Below are 23406 nucleotides of genomic sequence, written 5' to 3'. Positions count from 1 at the left end.
CGATCACACGAGGCTAAGCGTTAAGGGGAGCGGCGTTTCAGGTCTGATTCGCAGAATGCGGATACGCTGAAACGCCCCTCCCCTTACGGGACTCCCCCTCGCGACCGCACCGATGCATCGTTGCCTAGACAATCTCGTGCAGCTTTTTGATACTGGGAGCGAAGAAATAAGCACCCCCCTCAAGATTCACAAAGCTCTCCAGCTCAAGTTGTGGTTTATCGGCCGCCGTTTGTGACTTTGGCGCCGCACCGGCAAAGAAGCGGTGCGTTTCATGAGACTGTCCGATGATCGGGTCGATACCGCTTTCTGGCTGTGAGAATTGGCCGTTGTTCGCCCACGATTGCTGAACGAACTCGAACTGGTTCTCGATCGACGTGATGTAGCACTTGAAAAGCAAACCGCGCGACAGGGCGCCACCTGCCGATTGCTCATTGAGCGCCTCCTGCTCAGTGACCTCGGGGCCGAAAGCAATGCCGCGCCTTAGCATGCGGTGAGACTGCGTAAACGCTTCCGCCGCGTCGATTTCCTTCTTGCTCTTGGCGTTGGGGTTGCCTGGAACGTCGTCGCGCGGATACGCCTTGCGGATATGCGCGGCGAACGGGCACTTGAAGCCCTGCCGGTCGTCGTCGAACTCGAAATCGTTGACATCGGGCGTCCCGTCAGCAATGGCGGGATTGTCGCCGAGTGGCGCTTTGATCATGGCAGCGCCGCTTTTCCATCTCCCAACCATCTGCGCGCCGAGTAAATCCGGGTTCATCGGATTGGCGGTGCCAGTAATGCTTTGGGCGGCGAGCTTTACGGAGCGGTTAAATTCAGGAACCTTCTGCGCGAGACGCCGGAACACGAGATACGCACCGTTTTTCATGAACGGCGAGGGCGCCTCCTTGACGTCTCCCTTGACTTCCAGCGAAGCGGCCTTCGGGTTCTGGCCTGGATAACCAAAGACGAACTCGCCTGGCCACAGCAAATCCTGGCCTTTCTGACCTTCCGAGGGCTTCGCACCACTGGCCGTAGGCGTGAGTGCAACATTGGCCGTGGTTCTCCCCTTCACACCCGGTTGCGATACGCCATCCGCGTAGCCGAAATGCTCGTGACCGGCGACAGGCGCAGGACGCACCTGTCCTTCCTCGGTGTGCAGAAGCATCCAGCCGTTTTCGCTCGGCGGAGCAAGACGCAGGGAGATGACATCCGCGATTTCAGCACTGCTTGCGCCGGTCACGATGAACACCCCATGAAGGTTCGCGTCCGGGCGCAGGATGCTCCACGACGAGGTGGGCGGATCGGTCATCTTCTCGCCGCGCTTGCCCATGCCTTCGATGAAGGCCTGTGCCGCCGCCGCGTCGATATTGCGAACGCCAAGAACAGTCAATCCAGAGAATGTGAAGGCAATATTGAGGCCCGGCGTGGGCAGCAGTTTTCGACGCGTGCCGTTCTTGCTCTTGGTAATCATCTCTTCCTGTGCGAGCGTTTCGTCAACGCTCGTCAGATGCAGCGAATGAAGGAAAGTTTTGAAACGCTTCACATCCGATATCTTGAAGAACAGAAGATGTTCGTTTTGCTTAATGAGACCGGCCAGAATATCGCCTTGAATTTCGTCCGTCGGTAACGCAGGTTCTGCGTTCAGATCGCGTGCCATATTCCTCTCCTCAAAGTTTCCGAAAAAATGACGAAGACTGGCGTGGAGAAGAGATCGCTCCGCCGCCACAACCTGAACCTCAACGTGAGAGACGAGAGAAGCGCGCTCGATGAGCAATAGCGCTTGCGCCGTGCGGTCCGCCCCCTGTCAACACAACACGCAAAACCGCCTGCGTGTTGCGCGCGCACCGAGGACAGATATGGCAGTCTGGAGCCCTCTCCGCCAGTGGCCTGGTCTTGATTTTTTTGGATTGTCTTCGACGAGAAGATTAGAAAAACGCGAGGCGCCATTCACAGAAAACCGGTTCACTGTGTTCGGAACCGCACAATCCACGCGTTGTTAAATAACTTTTCTTTCAAAATATTTAATTGGTTATTCACTTATTTTTAATGAAAAACGCTTAACGCAGCGTCCCACGCTTGCCTGAGCGGCTTTCTTTTGTGCGCGAGCGCACATTTCCATTTACAGAAACCTTTCCTCAACCTTAACTCCACCTAACCTCGTAATTGGCAAAGCGAAAAGCCAACTTCCGCAGCCAGATCATCCCGTGAAATGAAATAAAGCCGCTCCCAAAGACGAATCGATGGATGAATGGTTCAGAAAAAGTATGCAGCAGTCCTCAGGAGATCACGTGAAAACGCCACTTGTCGATATCGATATCCCGTCCATCTACAAGAATAAGCAAGGTGCGCCCGTGCCCTTGCCGAAAAGGCTCGCGCACGCGACGCCGGACATGGCAGCCGCGCTCGCCGCGCTGTCGCGCGACCTCGCTAAACTCGGTGGGCGGCTCGTGCTTTCCGACCTGTTCCGCAGCTACGAAATGCAGTTGCAGGCGCATCTCGACTACGCGAACAAGAAGAAGTCCGCGTTTAGTCCGCCGCCCGGAGGCAGCTTCCACGAGGCCGGACGCGCAATGGATCTCTCCCTCAAAGACCTGAACATGGATCTGGACAAGTTCTGGCTGCTGGCGAAGACGCACGGCGTCAACCCTATCATCAAGACGCCGAATTCGAGCGCGAGCGAAGCATGGCATTTCGAGTGCCGGGGCAGCCATCAGCGCGTGATCGACTATTACGACGCGAAGCACGGCGACAACTTCGATTATCCCTACGCGGCCGGAGCCGCCTCCGCGATCCTCGCGCTCGGCGTTCGCGTCGACAGATTCGGTTCGGCGCAAAAGGAAGCCCAACTTCAGGCGGCGCTCATTCGATGCGGCAAGGTGATCGGCAATCTGGACGGCGCGATCGGCGCGAAGACACGCACCGCGCTCACGGAGCTCGGAATCAACGACGCCAGCCTCGACGACGCGCTCGCACATGTCGAGGACTTGGCTCAAAAGCAGGACGAGTCCGAATACGTCCTTGACGCGCAGGCCATGTCCGTCGTCGCGGCCGATTTCGCGCTTCACGTTCCCGATCACGTCGACATGCACGTCTGACGCGCGCAATCGCGCGGGAAGCGTGAGCAAAGCGGGAGCATCCAGATGATGCGAGAGCCACTAGAAGGCGAGGAAGACAGTGTCATCGATGTCAGCATGCGTGCGCGCAGAGCGCGCATTGGCGACCCGAAGCGCGACGATCGGCGCGGCGCGTGGGGGATCGCGTTGTCGGGCGGCGGCATACGAAGCGCGACCTTTTGTGCCGGCCTGCTCAACGCGCTCGCGCAAAACCGCGTGTTTCACCGCTTCGACCTGATGTCCACCGTATCGGGCGGCGGCTACATTGGCGCCACGATCGGCAAGCTCTTCCAGAATGCAGGCGAATGCGACAAGGCGCCGCTCGACGTCGAACAGGCGCTCGCCGACATGGACGCGCGCCGCTTTTCCGGCTGGCTGCGGGCGAACGGCCGGTATCTGATTCCAGGTGGCACGAGAGACATCCTGTTCGCCGTCGCGAATTTCATCCGCGCGCTGCTCACCGTACACGCGCACCTCGCCGTGCTGAGCCTTGTGCTGGGCAGCCTTCTCGTCGGGATGGATCTCGCCATGTGGGGCTGGGCGGATTGCATTTCGTCCGGCGCCTCATGTCGCGCCCCGTCGTGGATCACGACGGACACGCTGGCCGCCGTCTCGCCCTGGCCGACCATATGGATCCTCCTGCCCTTACTGGTCTGGTTCGGAGCCGCGCTGGTTTTCGCTTACGGTGCCGCGCCGGAAGAGAAGAGCGCCAACTTCAGCGCCCGGCATGGGCTGGTCGCCCTCGCCTGCGCGGCGACGATCTACGCCATGTTCCACTTTGGCGTTTTCGCTTCCGACGAGCAGGGACGAGGCATGTATTTCGACCGCGTACGCATGCCGATCGTATGGTTCGTGGGCATCGTCGCGCTGCTGGCGGCATGCATCGTCGGTATCGTCCTCGCGTGGATACTGCGGCACACGGGCTCGCGCGAGCCGGAGCATCTCAGGAACCGGTTCACCCGATGGCTTGCACTCGATTTGCGGATCATCTTCGCCGTCATCGCGCTCGGCATCATCGACGGGCTCGCATGGTGGCTCGCCAGAGGCGATCTCGACGGCCAGAGCACCGCCGGGGCGAGCATCGCCGTGACAGCCGTTGTCCTGCGCGCGCTGCTGCCCAAACTGGCGGAACTGCCGCAGAATCTCGCGCCGCAAACGCGCGCCCGGCTTCTCGACCTCGTCAATCTGGCGGGACTGGCGCTGCTGATCCTGCTCGTGGTGTTTTGGGTCAGCCTCGTGCATCGGGCGGCCATGACTGCACTCTTTCCAGGCGATGGCATGATCGCGCTGGATTTCGCGTCGGCCACGCAGTGGCTCGCCATCATCGGCGGACCCGCCCTTGCAGTCGTGCTGCTGACATCGAGCGATTCGAATGCACTCAACCGGTCTTCGCTCTACGCGTTCTATCGAGCGCGGCTCGTGCGAAGCTATCTCGGCGCGGCGAATCCCAGGCGTTTCGATTCCCGCTCGAACGACGCGACGGCGGCCGTACCGCTTCACCCGAGCGAGAACGCGCAGCCCTCGGCCGTCGACGAGGTGCACCCGCTGGATGACGTGAGCATCCACGCCTACGCGCCGCATGAGGCAGGCGGCCCGGTCCATCTCATCAATGTCTGCCTGAACCAGACGCGCGACCCGCGCGGAGGCCTGTGCAATCAGGATCGCAAGGGCTTGCTGATGACGATCGGACCCAGCGGCCACTGCCGCGTCGGACGAGGGCCGTGGCAACGGATGGCAGCAGCCGGCGCGCCGAGCCTCGGCTCATGGATGGCGATCTCCGGCGCGGCGGTCGGGCCCGGACTCGGCATGAACACGCGGCCAGGCCTTGCGGCGTTGTCGATGATCGCGGGACTGCGGCTCGGATATTGGTGGGACGGCGATAGTCTGCCGCGCGGCCCGGGCGACACCCGGAAAAGCCGCTGGCAGCGCGTGCTGTCGCCCAAATACGGTCAGTTCTTCGCCGAGCTCTTTGGTCACTTCGACGGCCAGAGCAGCCGGTACCAATATCTGAGCGACGGCGGACATTTCGAGAACACGGGCGCTTACACCCTGCTTCAGGAGCAGTGCGAACTGATCGTGATGGCCGATTGCGGCGCGGACGCGCGATACAGCTTCCGCGATCTGGAGAACCTGGTTCGCAAGGCGCGCATCGATCTGCAGACCGAGATCACCTTTTTGCGGCCGAAGGCCGAACTGGCCCACGCGATTCCGAGGTTCGGATCGATCGACGATATCGCCTCGCCGGAAGGCTCCACGTGTCTCGCGCTGGCCCGCGTGACCTACCGCGATCATGGGCAAACCGGGCACGTGATTGTCGTGAAACCCAACATCAGCGCGGACATGCCCGTGGATCTCGTCAACTTCAAGGCCGACAATCCGCTCTTTCCGCAAGAGTCGACGACGGACCAGCTTTTTAGCGAGGCACAGTGGGAAAGCTATTTCCGGCTCGGGCAGACACTGGGTCTGCATCTGAATGCGGCCGTGCTCGACGATATCGCCGGATTCGCGACGAAGTACTTCGAAGACGATCGCGACACCACGGAGCCAGCGACGGGTGCTCACCGGCCCGCGCCGGAGATGAAGCGCATGCCCGCGCGCATCGCGGCCGCGAGCGCGGTGACCGCGTCGTTCAGCGTGGGCGCCATCGGCACGCTCGGCTTCACCACGTGGCAGGCCGTCGATGCGGAACTCAAGACGCGCGACAGCGAGACGCACATTCAGCCGGCGGCATTCAAGGAGCTGACTGAGATTTTCGGCAAGTTCGCGCCATCGGGTCAGGCAACGATCGCGCCCGACGACGCCCATCTCGGCGAAATGGCGTCGGCGTTTCTGCGCATTGGCGAGGTGGAATGCTCGAAATCGAACTCGCAGGCCTTCAAGACTTCGCCGCTGATCCTGCTGATGCTCGAGGACACGAAAAAAGCCTGCCGCGATGCGACGCCAAAGCATCCGGCCTGCGATGCGCTCATCGACGACAACAAGGTCGCCACTTGCCTGCAAAGCGCACCGCGCGAACGCTGCGAGCAGCAATACTGGATCCGCAGCTACGAAGAAGAAAACGACGCCGACGTGAAGCGCGGCATCAAGGCGGTCAACTGCCCGTATCACGCTTCGTGGTCGCCAGCGGGGAGCGCAGCTTTGGCGTCGTCGGGCGCGCCGGACTCCGGCGCGAATGAACAGGGCGAAACGGCCAGTTCGCCCGAGGCCGCCCAGGCGGCGTCACCCGGGCACGCCGCCGCGCTCGCTGGCGGTAGCGAATCGCCGGCTGCCTCGGCACCGCCGCCAGCCGCACCGCCCGTACCCGTGGCGACAGCGCAGACCGCGTCCGATGGCGGCCTTCCCTGTGCCGGACAGACGATCTACATCCAGATCTACGGCCCCGAATTGCGCGACCGCGTGCAAGCTCTCGGCGACACATGGCGCGCGCTGGGCGCTTCGGTCCCGCCAGTCGAAGATGTTCTGGAAACCGCTCGCCGCAACGGGCGAAAGGCGCCGCGCCCTTACGACAGGCCGACCGTGATTTACCATCTCGACGACGCGAAAACCTGCGCGAATCATCTGAGCCCGCTTGACGCGCCGCAGTCGTGGGCCTTGCAGCAACTCTCCGCCAAATTGCCGCGCCGTCCGCGCACGATCGAAGTATGGATTCCGCCCTCGCCCGCGGTGACCACCACCCTCCCAAGCCCCGCCTACTGCTACCAGGAAGACACGGGCGTAAGCGCCGCCGATCGCTATGGCGTTCATTGCCATGCCACATCCGAAGGGTGCGAGATCAGCCGCGGCCCGAATGCGAATCGAAAACAGTCGGCGTGCGTCGTCGTCTCGAACCTTCCTGCCGATGCGGGACGCTATCAGCGCGGTTTCCGGGGCTCATGGTACATGCTCGCTTCGAAGCCGTTCGGAGCGCCCTTCCCGTCTCTGCCGGACAAGGAGTAGACCGTCATTCGCCGACTTCGCCGTGCGCCGCCGGACCTCAACCGGCTGAATACGCCGCCTTGACGTCGTCCTCGACCTCCTGCGCACCCGCCTGCTGCGTGGCGTCACCCTCGGCGTAGCCGGTTTTGATGCCGTTGCTGTTGCTCGCCGGCGTATCGGCGGGTGTTGCCGGCTGTGCGCCATCCACTGGCTTGGGCTGTGGCTCAGTCGATTTCAGACCGATATAGGTTGCGCCGCTGATGCCGATGACCGCGAGCGTATAGGGTTCGAGCGCGGGCATCGACACGGTTGTCAGGACCTGATAGACAAACATCAGTCCGACGATGACCGTGAAGATGAGCATCTGGAGCCGATGGATCGCTACGCCGCTTTCGTCACTGACGAGGTCGCTAAAAAAATGCGGTGCCGATGGCGGGAATTGCGTATCGCGCGCCAGGTCGACGCTGCGCGACCCCACGGTCAACACGCTGTAGATGCCCATCAGGGCGAGCGCCTGAGCCGAAAGAGGCGGCATGACGCCGGAGGCGAGCCACTCGTAAATGTAGGACCCCACAATGATCAATGTCCACCATGCCATCTGCGTTCGGGCGAGACTGAAGGTTCGCTGATCCAGCGGAACCGAGGTCGTGCTTCCCACGTCGCGCAGCAAGGCGGTTTTCCGCGCGAGCAATACGAATACGAAGATCACGACCACGAACACCGCGCCGCCTGCAATCATCTTCCATACCGGCGACCAGCGAAATGTCTGGGTACCGTCCACCAACGGGATCTCGTTGCCGGCTTCATCGGAAACACCGAAGGCAATCTCGCGTTCCGTAGGCGTTCCCGGCCCCTGCCACGGTTCGCCAATCAGCGTACGCCACGCGGCGGCGGTTTCCGGCGCGGGCGGGTCCGAATCCTTGCGCAGGAGAAACTGCAACTGTCCCGCCGTGCTTCCGTCTGGCAGCACCACGTTCCGGCATCCTTGTGCGGCGATGCCCGTATACGCGCCGTTCACGAGAAGGCTGTATTTCTGGACGACCGGAAGTGACTGACACGGCTGCTTCTTGATCGTCACGGCAACAATGTCACCCAGGGCGACCGGTCCCGGCCTGTATAACGTGACCGGTCTGGTCGATGTGCCCGTCGCGCCTGGTGCGTCCGCCGCATTCGCCAAAGAAGCGACAACAAGAAAGAGCATGGCCAGCAGGCCGTATATCGCCTTCACGATGGTCCCCTTCTCAGTTGAGGAAGAGCGATTGCTCGGCTTCCCTTCGCTTGAGCAAGCCCGGCAGCTGTTTTCCGTTGGCGAAACTCCAGCGCGGGAACTGCTTCGCGGCATCGTCGAAGTCTCTCTCGTTCAAAAGCTTGAGGAGCGTCGACGAACGCAGATTGCCCAAGCCGAGATTGAGCGTGAAACTCGTCAGTGCGCCGTACTGGTTGTCATTCAGCGCCACCGTGACGACTGAAAGCACGCCGCTTCCGGCATGCATCAAGTCGGCCTGCAGGAAAATTTCTGCCTGCGCCTCGCTGATGCCGTCCGGATAGAGCGCCTTGACCTTGTCGAGATCGGCGTTGCCGCGCAGGAAACGGCCGTCGATCCCAATGGCGTGACCCCATCCGATCGTCCAGATGCCTATCGGGTCCATGTACGGATAAATATCGCCCGTCGCAATACCAGGAATTCCCTCAGCCTGTTTGACGAGTTGAATGGTTTGCGCGTTGACAGCGCGAGGTTGAGCCATGATTTCCTCACTATTCATTTTTTCCATTCGCCTGCCGGTATGCATCGGCATCTCGTTGTACTTCTAGTGCGGCATTGCCTTCCTTACGACACGTCCCAAGACACCATGCGGGCTCGATCAATTGCTTGCCGTTTCACGTGACCATTTTGAATTGTGATGAAAGGCAGTAGTCAAGCGCTATATTCAATTGCAAACGAATACCGTCAGCGTAGTTTTCCGGAGGACGTTACAGTCGCCGGTTTCCGCGACTCGAATGACAAGAATCCGTAAGGACTTGTCGAAGGCCATTGCGTTGCCGGCTACGCGACAAACGCTGGCATTGGAGGTCCTGCACAAGTGGCCTCCACTTATGCCCGAACATTAGAAAGCTCCATCCCGGTTTTCCTGAAAATTTATGCCCAAATGTGCGGGAGCGCACACGCGATAAAACAGCGAGGCTCAGAGGGTCGACCGGATTCGAATGAATACGATAAGGAATCCAAACTGAATTATCAAACGGAGAAAATCCACAGCTGTGCCATGCCATGAAGCACACGTTTAAAGGCGACTTGATTCTCTCGACGGCAAACGGCGCTTCCATCAGCGCGTTGGCGTGCCTGATTTCCTCATGGGGCAGGCCCTCGAGACAGCTTTCGTTTGCGAGCCACCGGGATGGACCGTTTTCTGCACGCATTTAAAGGCGGCGCTACACTCACCCGGTTGTCGAAAGGCCGTGCTCACGGGCCTGCGTTTTGTCCGCTTATTAGGCCGACAAAATGGAACAGCCGGCGCGCGGATACTTCGATTGCACGATCAAAACGACAAATCCCCACTCTCGGAGAGCCGCTTCATGACGACGCTGACAATCAACGGAGAAACTCACACGGTCGACGCGCCACCCGACATGCCGCTGCTCTGGGTCTTGCGCGACATTGTCGGCCTGACCGGCACGAAGTTCGGCTGCGGCATTGCGCAGTGCGGCGCATGCACGGTGCATCTCGACGGCGAAGCGGCGCGCTCGTGCGTGCTGCCGGTCGCGGCCGTTGCAGGCCGCAAGATCACGACCATCGAGGCCATCGGCGCGACGCCTGCGGGGCAGAAGGTTCAGAAGGCCTGGCGCGAGATCGACGTCGTGCAGTGCGGCTACTGTCAGTCGGGGCAGGTCATGTCGGCGGCGGCGCTCATCGCCGCGAATCCGAACCCGAGCGACGCCGACATCGACGCCGCGATGGCGGGCAACATCTGCCGCTGTGGCACCTATGCGCGGATCCGCGCCGCCATCAAGCAAGCCGCAAAGGAGGCCTGACATGTCACAAGGTCTCCTCGATGCGCAGAACGGCGCGCCGCGACGCAAGCCCCAACACCTCGGCAGCGGCCAGGTCACACGCCGCACTTTCCTCAAGCTCGGCGCGGCAGCGGGCGGCGGGCTGCTGCTCGGCATCAGCTTTTCCGCAGGCGCTCAGGGCGACAGCCAGACGCGCCAGTCGATCGTTGGCGGCGACGGCAACGAAGCGCCGCAAGACGGCGTGTTCGAGCCGAACGCGTTCGTGCAGATCGACCGCTCGGGCAAGGTCACGCTCATCGTGCCGAAGGTCGAGATGGGGCAAGGCGTGTACACCTCGATTCCCATGCTGATCGCGGAGGAACTCGAAGTACCGCTCGACAGCGTCACCGTCGACCACGCGCCGCCCAACGAGAAGCTCTTCACCGACCCGCTGCTGGGCGGCCAGCTCACGGGCGGCTCGACGTCGATCCGCTTTGCGTGGCAGCCCATGCGCGAAGCGGGTGCCGCCGCGCGCACCGTGCTGATCCAGACGGCGGCGGCGCAGTGGCAAGTCGATCCCGCCAGCTGCCACGCCAAAGCAGGCGAGGTGCTACATGACGCGAGCGGCCGGCGCATCGCCTATGGCCAGCTCGTCGACGCGGCGGCCCACCTGCCCGTACCGCAGAAGGTGGCGCTCAAGGACCCGAAGGACTTCACGCTGGTCGGCAAGCCCACGAAGCGCCTCGACTCGCCGGAGAAGGTGGACGGCGCGGCGCAATTCGGCCTCGACGTGCGCCTACCCGACATGGTCTACGCCGCCATCGTGAACTGCCCCGTGTTCGGCGGCACGCTGGTGAAGGTCGACGACACGCGCGCGAAGCAGGTTCCCGGCGTCACGCAGATCGTGAAGATCGACAACGCCGTGGCCGTGATCGGCGCGCACACGTGGGCGGCGAAACGCGGCGCGGCGGCGCTCGTCGTCGAATGGAACGAAGGCGCGGGCGCGAGCGTGTCGATGCAGCAGATCGTCGGCGATCTCGCGAGCGCCTCGCAACGCGAGGGCGCCGTTGCACGCAAGGATGGCGACGTGCAGCAGGGGTTCGGTAACGCAAAAACGCGCATCGATGCGGTGTATCAGCAGCCGTTCCTTGCGCACGCAACGATGGAGCCGATCAACTGCACGGTCCACGTGCAGCCCGACGGCTGCGACATCTGGGTGGGCACCCAGGTGCCCACGCGCGCCGTGGATGCGGCCGTGGCCGTCACCGGTCTCAAGCCAGAGCAGATCACCGTGCACAATCACCTGCTCGGCGGCGGCTTTGGGCGGCGGCTCGAAGTCGATGCGATCACCCAGGCGCTCAAGATCGGCAAGCAGCTCACTGTGCCGGTGAAGGTGTTCTACACGCGCGAGGAAGACATTCAGCACGACATGTACCGGCCGTACTACTACGACCGCATCTCGGCCGGGCTCGACGCGAACGGCAAACCCGTGGCCTGGCAGCACCGCATCGCGGGTTCCTCGATCATGGCGCGCTTTGCGCCGCCCGCCTTCCAGCACGGCGTGGACCCCGATGCCGTGGAAGTCGCCGCCGACCTGCCCTACGACCTGCCAAACCAGCTGATCGAATACGTGCGCCAGGAGCCGCATGCGGTGCCCACCGCGTTCTGGCGTGGCGTGGGACCCACGCGCGGCACGTTCGTGGTGGAAAGCTTCATTGACGAGCTGGCCGTGGCCGCGAAAACCGATCCGGTCACCTACCGCCGCAATCTGCTCGGCAAATCGCCGCGCGCGCTGGGGGTGCTCGACGTGGCCACGCGTGCCGCCAACTGGGGACCGCCGATGCCGAAGGGCCAGGGGCGCGGCGTTTCGGTGATGCACGCGTTCGGCAGCTTCCTCAGCATGGTCGCGGACGTCACCGTGGAAGATGGCGAGGTGCGCGTGAACCGCGTGGTGTGCGCCGTGGATTGCGGCATGGCCGTCAACCCCGAGACCATCGAGGCACAGATCCAGGGCGGCATTGCGTTCGGCATCACCGCCGCGTTGTGGGGGGAAATCACGATCGAGCGCGGACGCGTCACGCAAACCAACTTCACCGACTACCGCATCATGCGCATCGACCAGATGCCGGTAATCGAGGTGCATATGGTGAAGAGCGCCGAAGCGCCTGGCGGGATCGGCGAGCCCGGCACCTCGGCGGTCATTCCGGCCGTGGCGAATGCGATCTATGCGGCCACCGGAAAGCGTCTGCGGCATTTGCCCGTGGGCCGCCAGCTCGTGAACGCGGGCGCGTCCGCACAGTCGGCTTGAGGGAGCGAACCATGACGAAAACGATCAACGCATCCCAACGCGTCCGCGGCCTGCGCCGCGTTGCCCTCGCGGCCGCCGTGACGCTCGCCTGCGTGAGCGCGCGCCCCGCCCTCGCGGCTGACGCCGCTACGATCCAGCGCGGCGCCTATCTCGCCGTCGTGGGCGACTGCGCGGCGTGCCACACCGCGCCGCACGGCAAGCCGTTTGCAGGCGGCCTGCCGATGAACACACCGCTCGGCCGCATCTACACGACCAACATCACGCCCGACCCGGACACCGGCATCGGCGGCTACACGCAGGCGGACTTCGCGCGCGCCATGCGCGAGGGTGTGGCGAAAGATGGCCACAACCTCTATCCTGCCATGCCTTATCCCTCGTACGCGAAGGTACGCGACGAAGACGTCGCCGCGCTCTACGCGTACTTCATGCAGGGCGTGCAACCGGTCAGGCAGAGCAATCGCGACGCCGACATCAAGTGGCCGATGAACATGCGCTGGCCGCTCAAGCTCTGGAACGCCGTCTTTCTCGAGAAAGGCGCGTACCAGGACAAAGCGGGCAAGGACGCGGCGTGGAATCGCGGCGCGTACCTCGTGCAGGGGCTCGGTCACTGCAGCTCGTGCCACACGCCGCGCGGCATCGGCTTCAACGAGAAGGCGCTCGACGAAAGCGGCGACGCCTGGCTCACGGGCGCCGCGCTCGACGGCTGGTTCGCCTCGAACCTGACGGGAGAGCACAACACGGGCCTCGGGCGCTGGAGCGAAGCGGACCTCGCGCAGTTCCTGAAGACGGGTGCGAACCAGCACGCCTCGGCGTTCGGCGCGATGACCGATGTGGTCAACAAGAGCACCCAGGCCATGAACGACACCGACGTCAACGCGATCGCGCGCTACCTGAAGTCGCTGCCGGCGAAGGGCGGCGACGGCGGACCGGCGTATGCGTACGACGCGCAAGCGACGAAAGTGTCGCTCTCGCGCCCGGCGAACGATGCGGGCGCGCGCGTCTACACGGCGTATTGCATGCATTGCCACGGCGCCGACGGGCGCGGCTTCGCGCCGATGTTCGCGCCGCTCGCGGGCAATCCGAACGTGCTGGAGAAGGACGCGTCGTCGCTCATCAACGTCACGCTCAACGGCACCGGCGATCTCGTGATCCAGGGCATGCCCGCGCCGTACCCCATGCCCGCTTATGCAGATGTCCTAAGCGACAAGCAGATCGCCGACGTGCTCACGTTCGTGCGCGCGGGGTGGAACAACCAGGCGGGTGCGGTGGGCGCGGCAGAGGTGGCGAAGATGCGCACGAGAACGCAGGCTGCGCGGTAAGAAGGAGGGTTGAAGCAATCGCGCCGGCCATGCGTGCGGCCGGCGCGATTGTCGTGAAACGCGTGCAGCGTCAGTGAGCGAGCGGCTGCGTCACGTCCTGGCCGAACCACTGCATGGAGATCTTCTTGAGCGTGCCGTCCTGCTTGAGCGAGGTGAGCGCGTCGTTGATCGCCTTCTCGAACTTCGGATTGCCCTTGCGGAACGGAATGGCCATTTCCTGATCGGCGCCCGGCAACACGGCGCCCGGACGCAGCGGCAGATTCGACGTCTTGATGATGTACGGCAGCATCAGGCGGTCGTCCATCGTCGCGTCGATACGCTTCGCGGCCAGGTCGCGCAGCTTCTCCGGCGCGCCGGGATACGTTTGCACGTTGATACCCGGAACGGCACGCGCCATCTGGTCATAGTTGGTGCCGAGCGTCACGCCGAGCTTCTTGTCGCCCTTGAATTCGTCGAGCGTCTTGAACTCGCGTTTGTCGTCGGAGCGCTGGATCAGCTGGGCCGCCGAGTACGTATACGGCTGGCTGAAGTCGAGCGCCTGCTGGCGTTGCGGCGTGACGGTCACCTGATTGACGATCACGTCGAACTTGCCGGCTTGCAGCGCCGCGATAATGCCGCTCCATTCGGTGGGAATGAACTCGGGCTTGACCCCGAGCTTGGCCGCCACGGCCTTCGCGACGTCCACGTCGAAGCCGACGAGCTGGCCGCTGCTGTCACGGGAATCGAACGGGGGATAGGTGCCTTCCAGGCCGATCTTGAGCACCCCGGCTTGCTTGACGGAATCCAGCAGATCTTCCGCATGAGCGGAAATGGCGGTAAATCCCAGTGCCGATACGGCAAGCGCGCTTGTGAACAGGAGCTTCTTCAACTTCATTCAACTTCTCCTCTTTATCTGGATGTCTGGACTGCTTCGCGATGGCACATCAGCGCCCCCCGAGGCCGCGTCGCTAGAGAATACTACGATCGGCAGCGCGATCGTAGCCCGCGCAACTGAGGACTTTCCCGCGCTGGGCGCAACGCTGGACGGGGCAAACCCGAATCTGCGAAGCGGCGCGCCAATATGCCGCCGTGGCCGCCGCGGCATTCATCGCTTTCACGGCCTCCTATGCGCCGAACGACATCGCGCCCGCGCCCGGCGCACTCATGCCTGGCATGCCTAATCTTCTTTCGCACGCGTTCCAGCGTGCCATGGCGAGCCTCACCGACTATCGTGCGAAGCCATACAGTGAGCGTGAGCACGGCGACCTGGCGGTCGCGTGCGCTCTGCGCAATACCCCTTGCCGCGAGCGTGTCATTCGCGGACAGGTTCTGCCACGGCTCGCGAGCGCCGCAAGAGAGAGGGTTTTCCCTGGGATGTCCCGCGTGGTCCGCCCGGTGTGTTTTACCCGCTTCTGGTAATGTCACGCACATGCAAACGATCCTCTCCATCGAGAATCTCTCGAAAGTCTATGCGTCGGGACTCCGGGCGCTCACGAACATCAACCTCGAGATCCAGCGCGGCGAAATCTTCGCGCTGTTGGGGCCGAATGGCGCGGGCAAGACGACGCTCATCAGCATCATCTGCGGCATCGTCAATGCGAGCGAAGGCAGCGTGCGCGTGGCCGGTCACGATATCCTCGCCGACTACCGCGCCGCACGCTCGCTGATCGGCCTCGTGCCGCAAGAGCTCACCACCGACGCCTTCGAAACGGTGTGGGCCACCGTATCGTTTAGCCGGGGCCTGTTCGGCAAGCCGGCCAACCCCGCGTATGTCGAGCGCGTGCTGCGCGACCTGTCGCTGTGGGAGAAGCGCAACAACAAGATCATGACGCTCTCGGGCGGCATGAAGCGCCGCGTGCTGATCGCGAAGGCGCTCGCGCACGAGCCACAGGTTCTGTTTCTGGACGAACCGACCGCGGGTGTGGACGTCGAACTGCGCCGCGACATGTGGGAACTCGTGCGCGGGCTCAAGGCGAACGGCGTGACGATCATCCTCACGACCCACTACATCGACGAGGCGGAAGAGATGGCCGACCGGATCGGCGTGATCAACGCAGGCAAGATCATGCTCGTCGAGCGCAAGGACGTCCTCATGCGCAAGCTGGGCCGCAAGCAGTTGACGCTGCAGCTCGAAGCGCCGTTGAGCGCCATTCCGGAAGGGCTCGCCGCCTGGGGGCTGGAACTCGCCGATGGCGGCGCCGAGCTCATCTATACCTACGACAGCGAAAACGAGCGCAACGACATCATTGCGCTGCTGAAGAACCTGGGCGATGCGGGCATTGGCTTCACGGACCTGAAAACGAGCCAGAGTTCGCTGGAGGACATCTTCGTGAGTCTCGTCCATAAAGACCCGGCCGCCGCCGCGCCATTCGCCACACCCGCAGTCGCGCAAGACAGCAACGCACAGGTAAAAGGACAGGTAACCTCGCGATGAACCATTACGCAATTCGCGCCATCTACCGCTTCGAAATGGCGCGCACCCGGCGCACGCTGATGCAGAGCATCGTCGCGCCGGTGATTTCGACCTCGCTCTACTTCATCGTATTCGGCTCCGCGATCGGTTCGCGCATCAAGGAAGTCAACGGTGTGAGCTACGGCGCGTTCATCGTGCCGGGCCTCATCATGCTGTCGCTCTTGTCGCAGAGTATTTCGAACGCGTCGTTCGGCATCTACTTCCCGCGCTTCACGGGCACGATTTACGAACTGCTCTCGGCGCCCGTGTCCTACCTCGAAATCGTGGTCAGCTATGTCGGCGCGGCGGCGACCAAGTCGGTCGTGCTCGGGCTCATCATCCTCGCGACCGCGGCGCTGTTCGTGCCGATCCAGATCCAGCATCCCGTGTGGATGGCGCTGTTCCTGCTGCTCACGGCGGTCACGTTCAGCCTGCTCGGCTTCATTATCGGCATCTGGGCGGACAACTTCGAGAAACTGCAGATCGTGCCGCTCCTCGTCATCACACCGTTGACGTTCCTCGGCGGCGCGTTCTACTCGGTCGACATGCTGCCGACCGCATGGAAGGTGATCACGCTATTCAACCCGATCGTCTATCTCATCAGCGGATTTCGCTGGAGCTTCTACGGGCTCGCGGACGTCGACGTTGGCGTGAGTCTCGGCATGACGGCCGCTTTTCTCGCGCTGTTCCTCGTGATCACCGCGTGGATCTTCAAAACGGGCTACCGGCTGAAAACCTGACGTTAGCGAATCAGCCGGCTGCCTGCCTCGATCGTCAGGCCGGCGCCTGCCCCGGCGTGCTGCCGAGCGGGTCCTCATGGGGGCGGTTCGGCGGGTCGCCAAACGAGCCGTCGAGAATACGAAGCTTGTCGGTCATGTCGGGAAAGCTGTGACCCGCGGCGCGTAGCTCATTGACGATCCGATGCCCAACGGCCCGGCAGTGCGCCAGCGTCTCGTGCAAACGCGGCTCGGACTGCAGACCCGTCACTGCCCGCTCCAGCTCAGGCGGCGATTCGCTGAGCAGCGCGGGAACGACTTCCTCCGGCGGGATGAGCGAGCCGTGACTCAGCAGTTGCGCGGTCCAGTCGCATCCGTACAGCAGCGCGCGCCGTTCGGCCCTGCGCGCCTCGTCCTGTTCGAGCGCGGCGAGACTGTGGCGGCTTTTCTGAATCTCGGCACGCCACGGCGCAAGCACATCGGCACGCAGCGCCGCGATCGCTTCGCCGAGCGCGGCGTTTTGCCCGCCCGCCACGAGTCGGCGTTCATCGAGCCGGTCGACTTCGTCCCGATAGCTTTCGAGGTACGCCAGCCAGTTCAACGGCAGCTCCGGCTTTTCGAAGAACGCGCGCCTCACTTCATTGAGTTCGTTGCGAATGTCCTGCAGCGCCTGATTGTCGGCGAGCCGCGCCTCATGAACGTCGTGGGCCGTGACCATCTGCCGGTGCAGCGGGAAAAGCGGATTGCTATAGCGCCGCTGCAGATGCCGCTCGGCCGCACCCGGCCGTGCGCTCCATTTCCAGTTGGGCAGCGACTTCGCGTCGAATTCGACAGCCTCGATCATCGGCCGGAAAACGGAAAGGGCTTCGTCGGTGGCGTGGCGAAAGCAGTCCGCCAGCTTGTAGTCGTTGCCTTGCAGGGAGGCGCCCGCCTCCGCCGCATACGGCGACTCGGGCCGAAGCCTCAGGGTGCCGGTCGCGAGAAAGAATTCCATCGGCAGTTCGACGCTCACGCCTTCCAGTGTGAACGCGCGCTGCCCGGCGGAAAGCCCCTCGACAGCACGCGCGAGGCGATTTTCCTCGTCGAGGAGCGTATCGATCGCGTCTCCGGACGACGGCTGCGCGGCATCGGCTAACAGGCAAAACGTTTCGCGCGCCATTCGCGCGGCGATGGTGCCGTGCTTCTCGGCAAACAGCCAGAACCACAGGGCGAGCTGATAGCCCTTGACCCCATTTTGAGCGGTCGTTTCGACCGCGGGTGTGAACGCGATGCCGGGCGCGGCCCAGTTCGCGAACGGCGGCGTGCCAACGCCCTGGTACATGCCCAGGAGTTGGCGTATCGATTCATGCGTATCTGTGGGCCAGTTGCGCGCCTCTTCTTCCTGGCGCTTCTCTGTTTTCCAGAACCTCCAGTCCATTGTGCACCTCGCAGGAGAGCAGGAGTATGGGTGCTACTCGCTGCGAGGGATACTTGCACACTCCGCCGGGGGCGTAAACCGGTGATGTCCGCTCTTGCTCTTCAGGCGCCGCTCAATTCCTGGTGTAGCGCGACGAATTCACGCGTGAGTTTGTGCGCCGGGTCGAGATGAACGACGGGCTTGGCTTGCTGATGCGATTCGCGAATCTTCACCGACGACGACAGCCGCGACGACAGCACCGGCAACCCTTCATCGACGAGTTCGTCGACAAGTTTCTGCGGCAGGCTCGCGCGCGGCTGAAACTGGTTGATGACAATGCCTTCCACCGTGAGCGCGGCATTGTGATCCTGCTGAATCTCCTTCACGTTCTCCAGCAGCGTGTAGAGCGCGCGGCGTGAAAAGTCGTCGCAGTCGAAGGGAATGAGGCAGCGCTCGACCGCGATCAGCGCGGAACGCGTGTAGAAGTTCAGCGCAGGCGGCGTGTCGATGTAGATCGCATCGTACATATCGAGTTCTTTGAGCGCGTCGCGCAGCTTGTAGATTTTGTAGCGCGACTCGAGCTTGCCGTGCAGCGTGTCGAGATCGGCATGCGCGGGCATGACGTCGAGATTCTCGAACGGTGTCGAATGAATGAACGACGTGACGTCGATGGGCCTGAAGCTGAACGTCAGCGCGGTTTCGAAGAAGTCGGCAACGTTGGGCTTCGCATCGGCGGAAGCGGCCCCGAGCAGGTACTGGCTCGAATTGGCCTGCGCGTCGAGGTCGATGACGAGCGTACGCTGGCCCTCATTCGCGCTGATTGCCGCGAGATTACAAACAATCGTTGACTTGCCTACACCACCCTTCTGATTGAACACCACACGCCGCATGTCTTCGCTCCCCTGTTTCTCGTCGATGCAATGAGACGGATGGGGATCAGCATACCCGATGCGGCGGTGCGGAAAAGATTTTTGGTGGCGGTTTTCGCGGCGAGGCCAGGTTATATGACGGTTTTATTTCCCCTGGCCGTTTGGCTGGTTATAACCACTTCCGTCGCATGCGTAACTCGCGGTTGCTGGAAGCGCCAAGGCAAGCGCTACAGCGAGCAGAGCGGCAAAAACGCGTCGAGCTTTCATTTGCGTATCTCCTGTTCAAACGTAAGCCGTGCGTTAAGCATAGGTCAGATGACTTAAAGCGCAATTACGCGTGATGACAACGCGAAGACTGCGCTTAACGATGTCCCCAAAATATGCGCTGCACCTCCATGATTTCTTCCTCGACTTCGGCCACGGGCCCGATCAGGTCAACGCGCTTCTGGCAATGGTCGTACACATACCGCGACGACACGCTCATCGTCGGATTCTCCGCGTGATCGCCGGTGGCTTGCAGCAGCCGTTCTTCCGTCATGCCGAACACCACGCGCCCGATGTTCGCCCAATAGGCCGTGCCCGCGCACATGCAACACGGCTCGACTGTCGTATAGAGCGTGCAGCCCCACAAGTATTGCGGCGTGAAGTTGAGCGCGGCGGTGCGTGCAAGCACCGCTTCCGCATGATTGACGGTATCGACATTGCCCTGCTCGATGAGCACCGATTCCTGATCGGGCCCGACGAGAATGGCGCCAAACGGGTGATGGCCTAATAGCGTCGCGCGTTCCGCGACCAGGCTCGCATGGCGCAAATGGCGCACGATCTGTTCGCGCGTCGGCGCGAGCCCTTGCTCGGGAAACGCCGATGCGCTCTGGTGTGGCGAATGGGTCAGGCTCAAACTATGTCTCCTCCTGATGGTGGCGCGGCTTCGGTGCCGTTACTTCGGCAATGCGCCATCTACGCCCTGCACAAACCAGTTCAGCCGCTGCAACTCGGCATCCGGCAGCGACGTGCCGGCGGCCACCTTGATCGCGCCGCTCTGATCCTTGATCGGGCCCGCGAACGGATCGAACTTGCCGGCAATGATATCGTCGCGTTTTTGTGCGAGCGCCTTTTGCGCGGCGGGCGAAACGGTTGCCGTGTTGATGTCGGCAAGGTCGATGGCTTTTTCCTTGAGGCCCCACCACGTTGGCGCGTTGGTCCACGTGCCCGCCTGCACCTGTTCGACGAGGTGCGAGTAATACACGCCCCAGTAGCTCACGCATGCGCCCAATTGGGCATTCGGGCCGAACTTCTTCATATCGGAGTCCCAACCGAATGCGTGCACTTTCTTCTGCTCGGCAGTCTGCATCGTCGCCGTCGAATCGGTGTTCTGGATCAGCACGTCCGCGCCCTGGCCGATCAGCGTTTCCGCCGCCTGCTTCTCCTTGCCCGGATCGAACCAGCTATTGATCCAGATGACCTTGACCTTCGCATTCGGATTGACCGAGCGCGCGCCCATGGTAAAGGCGTTGATGTTGCGCACCACTTCCGGCACCGGCACCGAGGCGACGAAACCAAGCGTATTCGTTTTCGTCGTATAGCCGCCAACGAGCCCCGCGAGATACGCGCTCTGATACGTGCGCACGTCATAGGTCGCGAAGTTCGCGGCTTTCTTGTAGCCCGTTGCATGCTCGAATACCACGTCCGGGTAATCCTTTGCGGTTTTCAGTTCGAAGTCCTGAAAACCGAAACTCGAGCCGACGATGATCTTGTTGCCCTTGCTCGCGAGGTCGCGAAACACGCGCTCCGAGTCGGCCGATTCGGGCACGTTCTCCACGCGCGTGACCTTGATCTTGTCGCCGAATTTCGCTTCGATCGCCTTCACGCCCTGTTCGTGCGCATAGGTCCAGCCTGCGTCGCCGGGGTTGCCGAGATAGACGAACGCGACGCCGATCGGCGCAGCGGCGGTGGCCGCGTGGCTCACCGCGGCGCAGGCGCCAAGCGTGGCGATTACCGTAGCCGCGAAGCGCAGGGAGCGCACCGCCGCGCAAGCGAATGTTGTTGCCATGTGGTCTCCGATACAGGAACGGGAAAGACGTGACGTTATTCGACAACTGTCCGCCGGATAACGTCACATTAGCGAAAATAGTGGTCAGTCAAAATTAAGGCCGAAATTTCGATTCATTATGTGCTGGATAACGGAATCGATATAACCGGCCACCGCCTCATAGAAGCGCTCATATATTCGGCGCGTCACGCTGGAACGCGTCGTGCTTGCCCAACCCGTTGCCCCTTCAACCTTCGCGCTCGGGAGACCTGTCATGCAAACCGCACTCGCCACGGAGTTTTCGCACGTCAAGCCGCAGGACACGTCTTTTACGGGCGGCGGGCTGCGCGACTTCTTTGTCTACCGAGACCTGGGGATCGCCGATGCGACGCACGGCAAGGTGGTCGCGCAACTCGTCAGGGCGAATCTTGCGCCGGAATTGGGCACGGGCTGGCACCGGCATGAGGCAGAGTTTCATATCGTCATCATGCTCAAGGGCTGGGCGCGCTTCATGTACGGCGACAAGGAAACGCTCGTCGAAGCGGGAGACTGCGTGCATCAGGCGCCGGGCATCGCGCATTACCTCTTCGACTACTCGCCCGACATGGAGTACCTCGAAATCGTGAGCCCCGCCGACTTCAAGTCGATCGATGTGGAAGCGCCCTGCGCCGTGCCCGCGCCAACGCCGTGGCAAACAACCCCCGCGACGTAACGTGACGTAAGCAACGCGCGCCCTATTTAGGCTGCGTTTCGGCCGCGCGGCTGATTGCCGTTGCCGCATGCGCATCGGCGTCGAGCAGCGCGCGCAGGGTCACCTGATCCTCGCCCACCGCCTCCGGCGCCGCCATGCGCCGTGCGCGCGGCTCGTGGTCGTGAATGGTCGAGCGCACGAGCGGATAAATCTGCGTGTCCCAGCGGCGGCCATTGAATACGCCGTAGTGGCCCACGCCCGTCTGCACATGATGCGTCTTCATATAAGGGCGCAGCCCCCGGCACAGATCATGAGCGGCCACGGTCTGGCCGACCGCGCAGATATCGTCCTTCTCGCCTTCGATCGTGAGTAGCGCCGTGCGGCGGATCGCGTGCGGCTCGACGAGGCGCTCGCCCACCTTGAGCTTGCCGAGCGGCAGTTGGTACTCCTGAAACACGGAGCTGACCGTTTCCAGATAGAACTCCGCGGTGAGATCGGAGGTGGCGAAGTACTCGCGATAGAACACGTTGAGCGCATCGGCTCGCGCAGGGTCGCCCTTCGCCCGTTCGTGACGCATCTCCTCGAACGAGGCGAGATGACGCTCCAGGTTCATCGACATGAACGCGCTGAGCTGCACGAAGCCTGGATACACGCGCCGCTGCGCACCGGGAAATCCACCCGGCACCGCGCTGATGAGATTGCGCTCGAACCACGTGATCGGCTTGCTGTTGGCGAGTTCATTGACCTTGGTGGGATTCACCCGGCAATCGATCGGCCCCGCCATCAGTGTCATGCTCGCGGGCTGCGCGGGATCGTTGTCCGCGGCCATCAACGACACGGCCGCCAGCGCCGCGACCGTCGGCTGGCAGATCGCCACCAGGTGCGCATCGGGGCCGATGCGCCGAATGAACGACATGACATGCTCGACGTACTCGTCGAAGCCGAAGCGGCCCGCCGACAAGGGCACGTCGCGCGGGTTGTGCCAGTCGGTGATATAGACGTCGTGGTCGGCGAGCATGGTGCGCACGGTGCCGCGCAGCAGGGTTGCGAAGTGCCCCGACATGGGCGCGACGAGCAGCACGCGCGGCTGCGGCACGGCCACGTCCTTGCGAAAGTGAAGCAGCGAGCCGAACGGCGTGCGCTTGACGACGGCTTCGGTCACCGACGTGCGCACGCCATCCACCTCCACGAAATCGATTTCAAACGGCGGCCGCGCGTGCGACAGCCCGGCAAGTTCGACCTGCTCCCACCATGCATCGAGATAGCGCGCGTCGAATCCGTATGCGAGCGCGGGCCAGGCCGCGAGCGCCGCGCGGGAGAACGACGCGGTGGCGCGCCCGAATCTCGTCACGTCTGCAAACGTCTGATACGCGAGATAGGCAAGCAGGTTCATGGGCACGGGTCTCGATAGTCTTGAACGCGAAGTGAAGCAGGCAATACATATGCCAGAAGCGTTCATTGGCACAGTGCTTGCACCTTTTCGGCGTGTTGCGGCAAGCGTGCGCGAGCACGCGCGCCGCGGCCTGGGCGCCACGCCATGGCAGCGGGTACGAACGCCTCGCGTCAAGCGCCCGCTGCGCCTTCCGCGCATGCCGCAATGTAGTGCGCGTCGCATGGCGCGAGAGGTGCATGCACCCGTGATGCGCGCATTC

Annotated in this window: 17 protein-coding genes; 8 read left to right on the top strand and 9 right to left on the bottom strand. The window is 62.8% G+C overall.

The genetic code is table 11. The features are described from left to right. Positions 1–124 precede the first annotated feature (124 nt). Positions 125–1636 carry a Dyp-type peroxidase gene (locus tag FAZ97_RS25745; RefSeq protein ID WP_158761336.1) on the bottom strand — a complete coding sequence of 504 codons (1512 nt, stop codon included), beginning with the start codon at positions 1634–1636 and terminating at the stop codon, positions 125–127. Positions 1637–2267: 631 nt separating this feature from the next. On the opposite strand from FAZ97_RS25745, the gene FAZ97_RS25740 reads away from it, so the two are divergent. Together FAZ97_RS25740 and FAZ97_RS25735 are read left to right on the top strand one after the other, a co-directional pair. Further along, the gene (locus FAZ97_RS25740) at positions 2268–3074 is read left to right on the top strand and encodes a M15 family metallopeptidase (protein ID WP_158761335.1); all 807 of its coding nucleotides are present in this window, start codon (positions 2268–2270) and stop codon (positions 3072–3074) included. A gap of 96 nt (positions 3075–3170) precedes the next feature. Beyond that, a complete protein-coding gene (locus FAZ97_RS25735; RefSeq protein WP_158761334.1) occupies positions 3171–7028 on the top strand; it encodes a patatin-like phospholipase family protein in 3858 nt (1285 codons plus the stop codon). A 37-nt stretch (positions 7029–7065) separates the two neighbouring features. Here FAZ97_RS25735 and FAZ97_RS25730 read toward each other — a convergent pair whose 3' ends face one another. Together FAZ97_RS25730 and FAZ97_RS25725 are read right to left on the bottom strand one after the other, a co-directional pair. Then, the gene (locus FAZ97_RS25730) at positions 7066–8235 is read right to left on the bottom strand and encodes a hypothetical protein (protein WP_158761333.1); all 1170 of its coding nucleotides are present in this window, start codon (positions 8233–8235) and stop codon (positions 7066–7068) included. A 13-nt stretch (positions 8236–8248) separates the two neighbouring features. Then, entirely contained in the window at positions 8249–8797 is a 549-nt protein-coding gene (locus tag FAZ97_RS25725) for a lysozyme (protein WP_199272191.1), read from the bottom strand. Between the two features lie 784 nt (positions 8798–9581). Between FAZ97_RS25725 and FAZ97_RS25720 the strand changes: the two genes are divergently transcribed. From FAZ97_RS25720 to FAZ97_RS25710, 3 genes are read left to right on the top strand one after another with little or no spacing between them, the layout of a single operon-like run. Continuing rightward, the gene (locus FAZ97_RS25720) at positions 9582–10037 is read left to right on the top strand and encodes a (2Fe-2S)-binding protein (RefSeq protein WP_042273124.1); all 456 of its coding nucleotides are present in this window, start codon (positions 9582–9584) and stop codon (positions 10035–10037) included. Position 10038: 1 nt separating this feature from the next. Then, the gene (locus tag FAZ97_RS25715) at positions 10039–12303 is read left to right on the top strand and encodes a xanthine dehydrogenase family protein molybdopterin-binding subunit (protein ID WP_158761332.1); all 2265 of its coding nucleotides are present in this window, start codon (positions 10039–10041) and stop codon (positions 12301–12303) included. Positions 12304–12314: 11 nt separating this feature from the next. Beyond that, on the top strand, positions 12315–13622 hold the full coding sequence (locus tag FAZ97_RS25710; RefSeq protein WP_158761331.1) for a c-type cytochrome: 1308 nt from the start codon (positions 12315–12317) through the stop codon (positions 13620–13622). 70 nt (positions 13623–13692) lie between these two features. On the opposite strand, the gene FAZ97_RS25705 is transcribed toward FAZ97_RS25710, so the two are convergent. Then, on the bottom strand, positions 13693–14496 hold the full coding sequence (locus tag FAZ97_RS25705) for a transporter substrate-binding domain-containing protein (protein WP_158761330.1): 804 nt from the start codon (positions 14494–14496) through the stop codon (positions 13693–13695). Between the two features lie 534 nt (positions 14497–15030). On the opposite strand from FAZ97_RS25705, the gene FAZ97_RS25700 reads away from it, so the two are divergent. Together FAZ97_RS25700 and FAZ97_RS25695 are read left to right on the top strand one after the other, a co-directional pair. Further along, positions 15031–16035 carry an ABC transporter ATP-binding protein gene (locus tag FAZ97_RS25700; protein ID WP_158761329.1) on the top strand — a complete coding sequence of 335 codons (1005 nt, stop codon included), beginning with the start codon at positions 15031–15033 and terminating at the stop codon, positions 16033–16035. Then, positions 16032–16793, top strand: coding sequence for an ABC transporter permease (locus FAZ97_RS25695; RefSeq protein ID WP_158761328.1), 762 nt, complete (start codon positions 16032–16034; stop codon positions 16791–16793). The genes FAZ97_RS25700 and FAZ97_RS25695 overlap by 4 nt, the downstream gene beginning before the upstream one ends. A 34-nt stretch (positions 16794–16827) precedes the next feature. Here FAZ97_RS25695 and FAZ97_RS25690 read toward each other — a convergent pair whose 3' ends face one another. The 4 genes from FAZ97_RS25690 to FAZ97_RS25675 all read right to left on the bottom strand — a co-directional run bounded on the left by FAZ97_RS25690 (position 16828) and on the right by FAZ97_RS25675 (position 21084). Continuing rightward, positions 16828–18186, bottom strand: coding sequence for a tryptophan leader peptide (locus FAZ97_RS25690; protein ID WP_158761327.1), 1359 nt, complete (start codon positions 18184–18186; stop codon positions 16828–16830). Positions 18187–18287: 101 nt separating this feature from the next. Further along, positions 18288–19055, bottom strand: a complete 768-nt coding sequence (locus FAZ97_RS25685; protein WP_158761326.1) for a ParA family protein — start codon at positions 19053–19055, stop codon at positions 18288–18290. Positions 19056–19395: 340 nt separating this feature from the next. Further along, positions 19396–19932, bottom strand: coding sequence for a nucleoside deaminase (locus FAZ97_RS25680; protein ID WP_158761325.1), 537 nt, complete (start codon positions 19930–19932; stop codon positions 19396–19398). Positions 19933–19971: 39 nt separating this feature from the next. Continuing rightward, positions 19972–21084 carry a BMP family ABC transporter substrate-binding protein gene (locus tag FAZ97_RS25675; RefSeq protein WP_158761324.1) on the bottom strand — a complete coding sequence of 371 codons (1113 nt, stop codon included), beginning with the start codon at positions 21082–21084 and terminating at the stop codon, positions 19972–19974. 253 nt (positions 21085–21337) lie between these two features. Between FAZ97_RS25675 and FAZ97_RS25670 the strand changes: the two genes are divergently transcribed. Next, a complete protein-coding gene (locus tag FAZ97_RS25670; RefSeq protein WP_158761323.1) occupies positions 21338–21775 on the top strand; it encodes a cupin domain-containing protein in 438 nt (145 codons plus the stop codon). A 22-nt stretch (positions 21776–21797) separates the two neighbouring features. Here the strand turns inward: FAZ97_RS25670 and FAZ97_RS25665 are convergent, their stop codons facing one another. Further along, positions 21798–23147, bottom strand: a complete 1350-nt coding sequence (locus tag FAZ97_RS25665; protein ID WP_158761322.1) for a polyhydroxyalkanoate depolymerase — start codon at positions 23145–23147, stop codon at positions 21798–21800. Positions 23148–23406: the final 259 nt, after the last annotated feature.

The organism is Paraburkholderia acidiphila, from assembly GCF_009789655.1.
GTDB lineage: Bacteria > Pseudomonadota > Gammaproteobacteria > Burkholderiales > Burkholderiaceae > Paraburkholderia > Paraburkholderia acidiphila.
The sequence above is the reverse complement of the archived record's forward strand: the minus strand, read 5'-3'. Positions and strand labels throughout refer to the sequence as shown.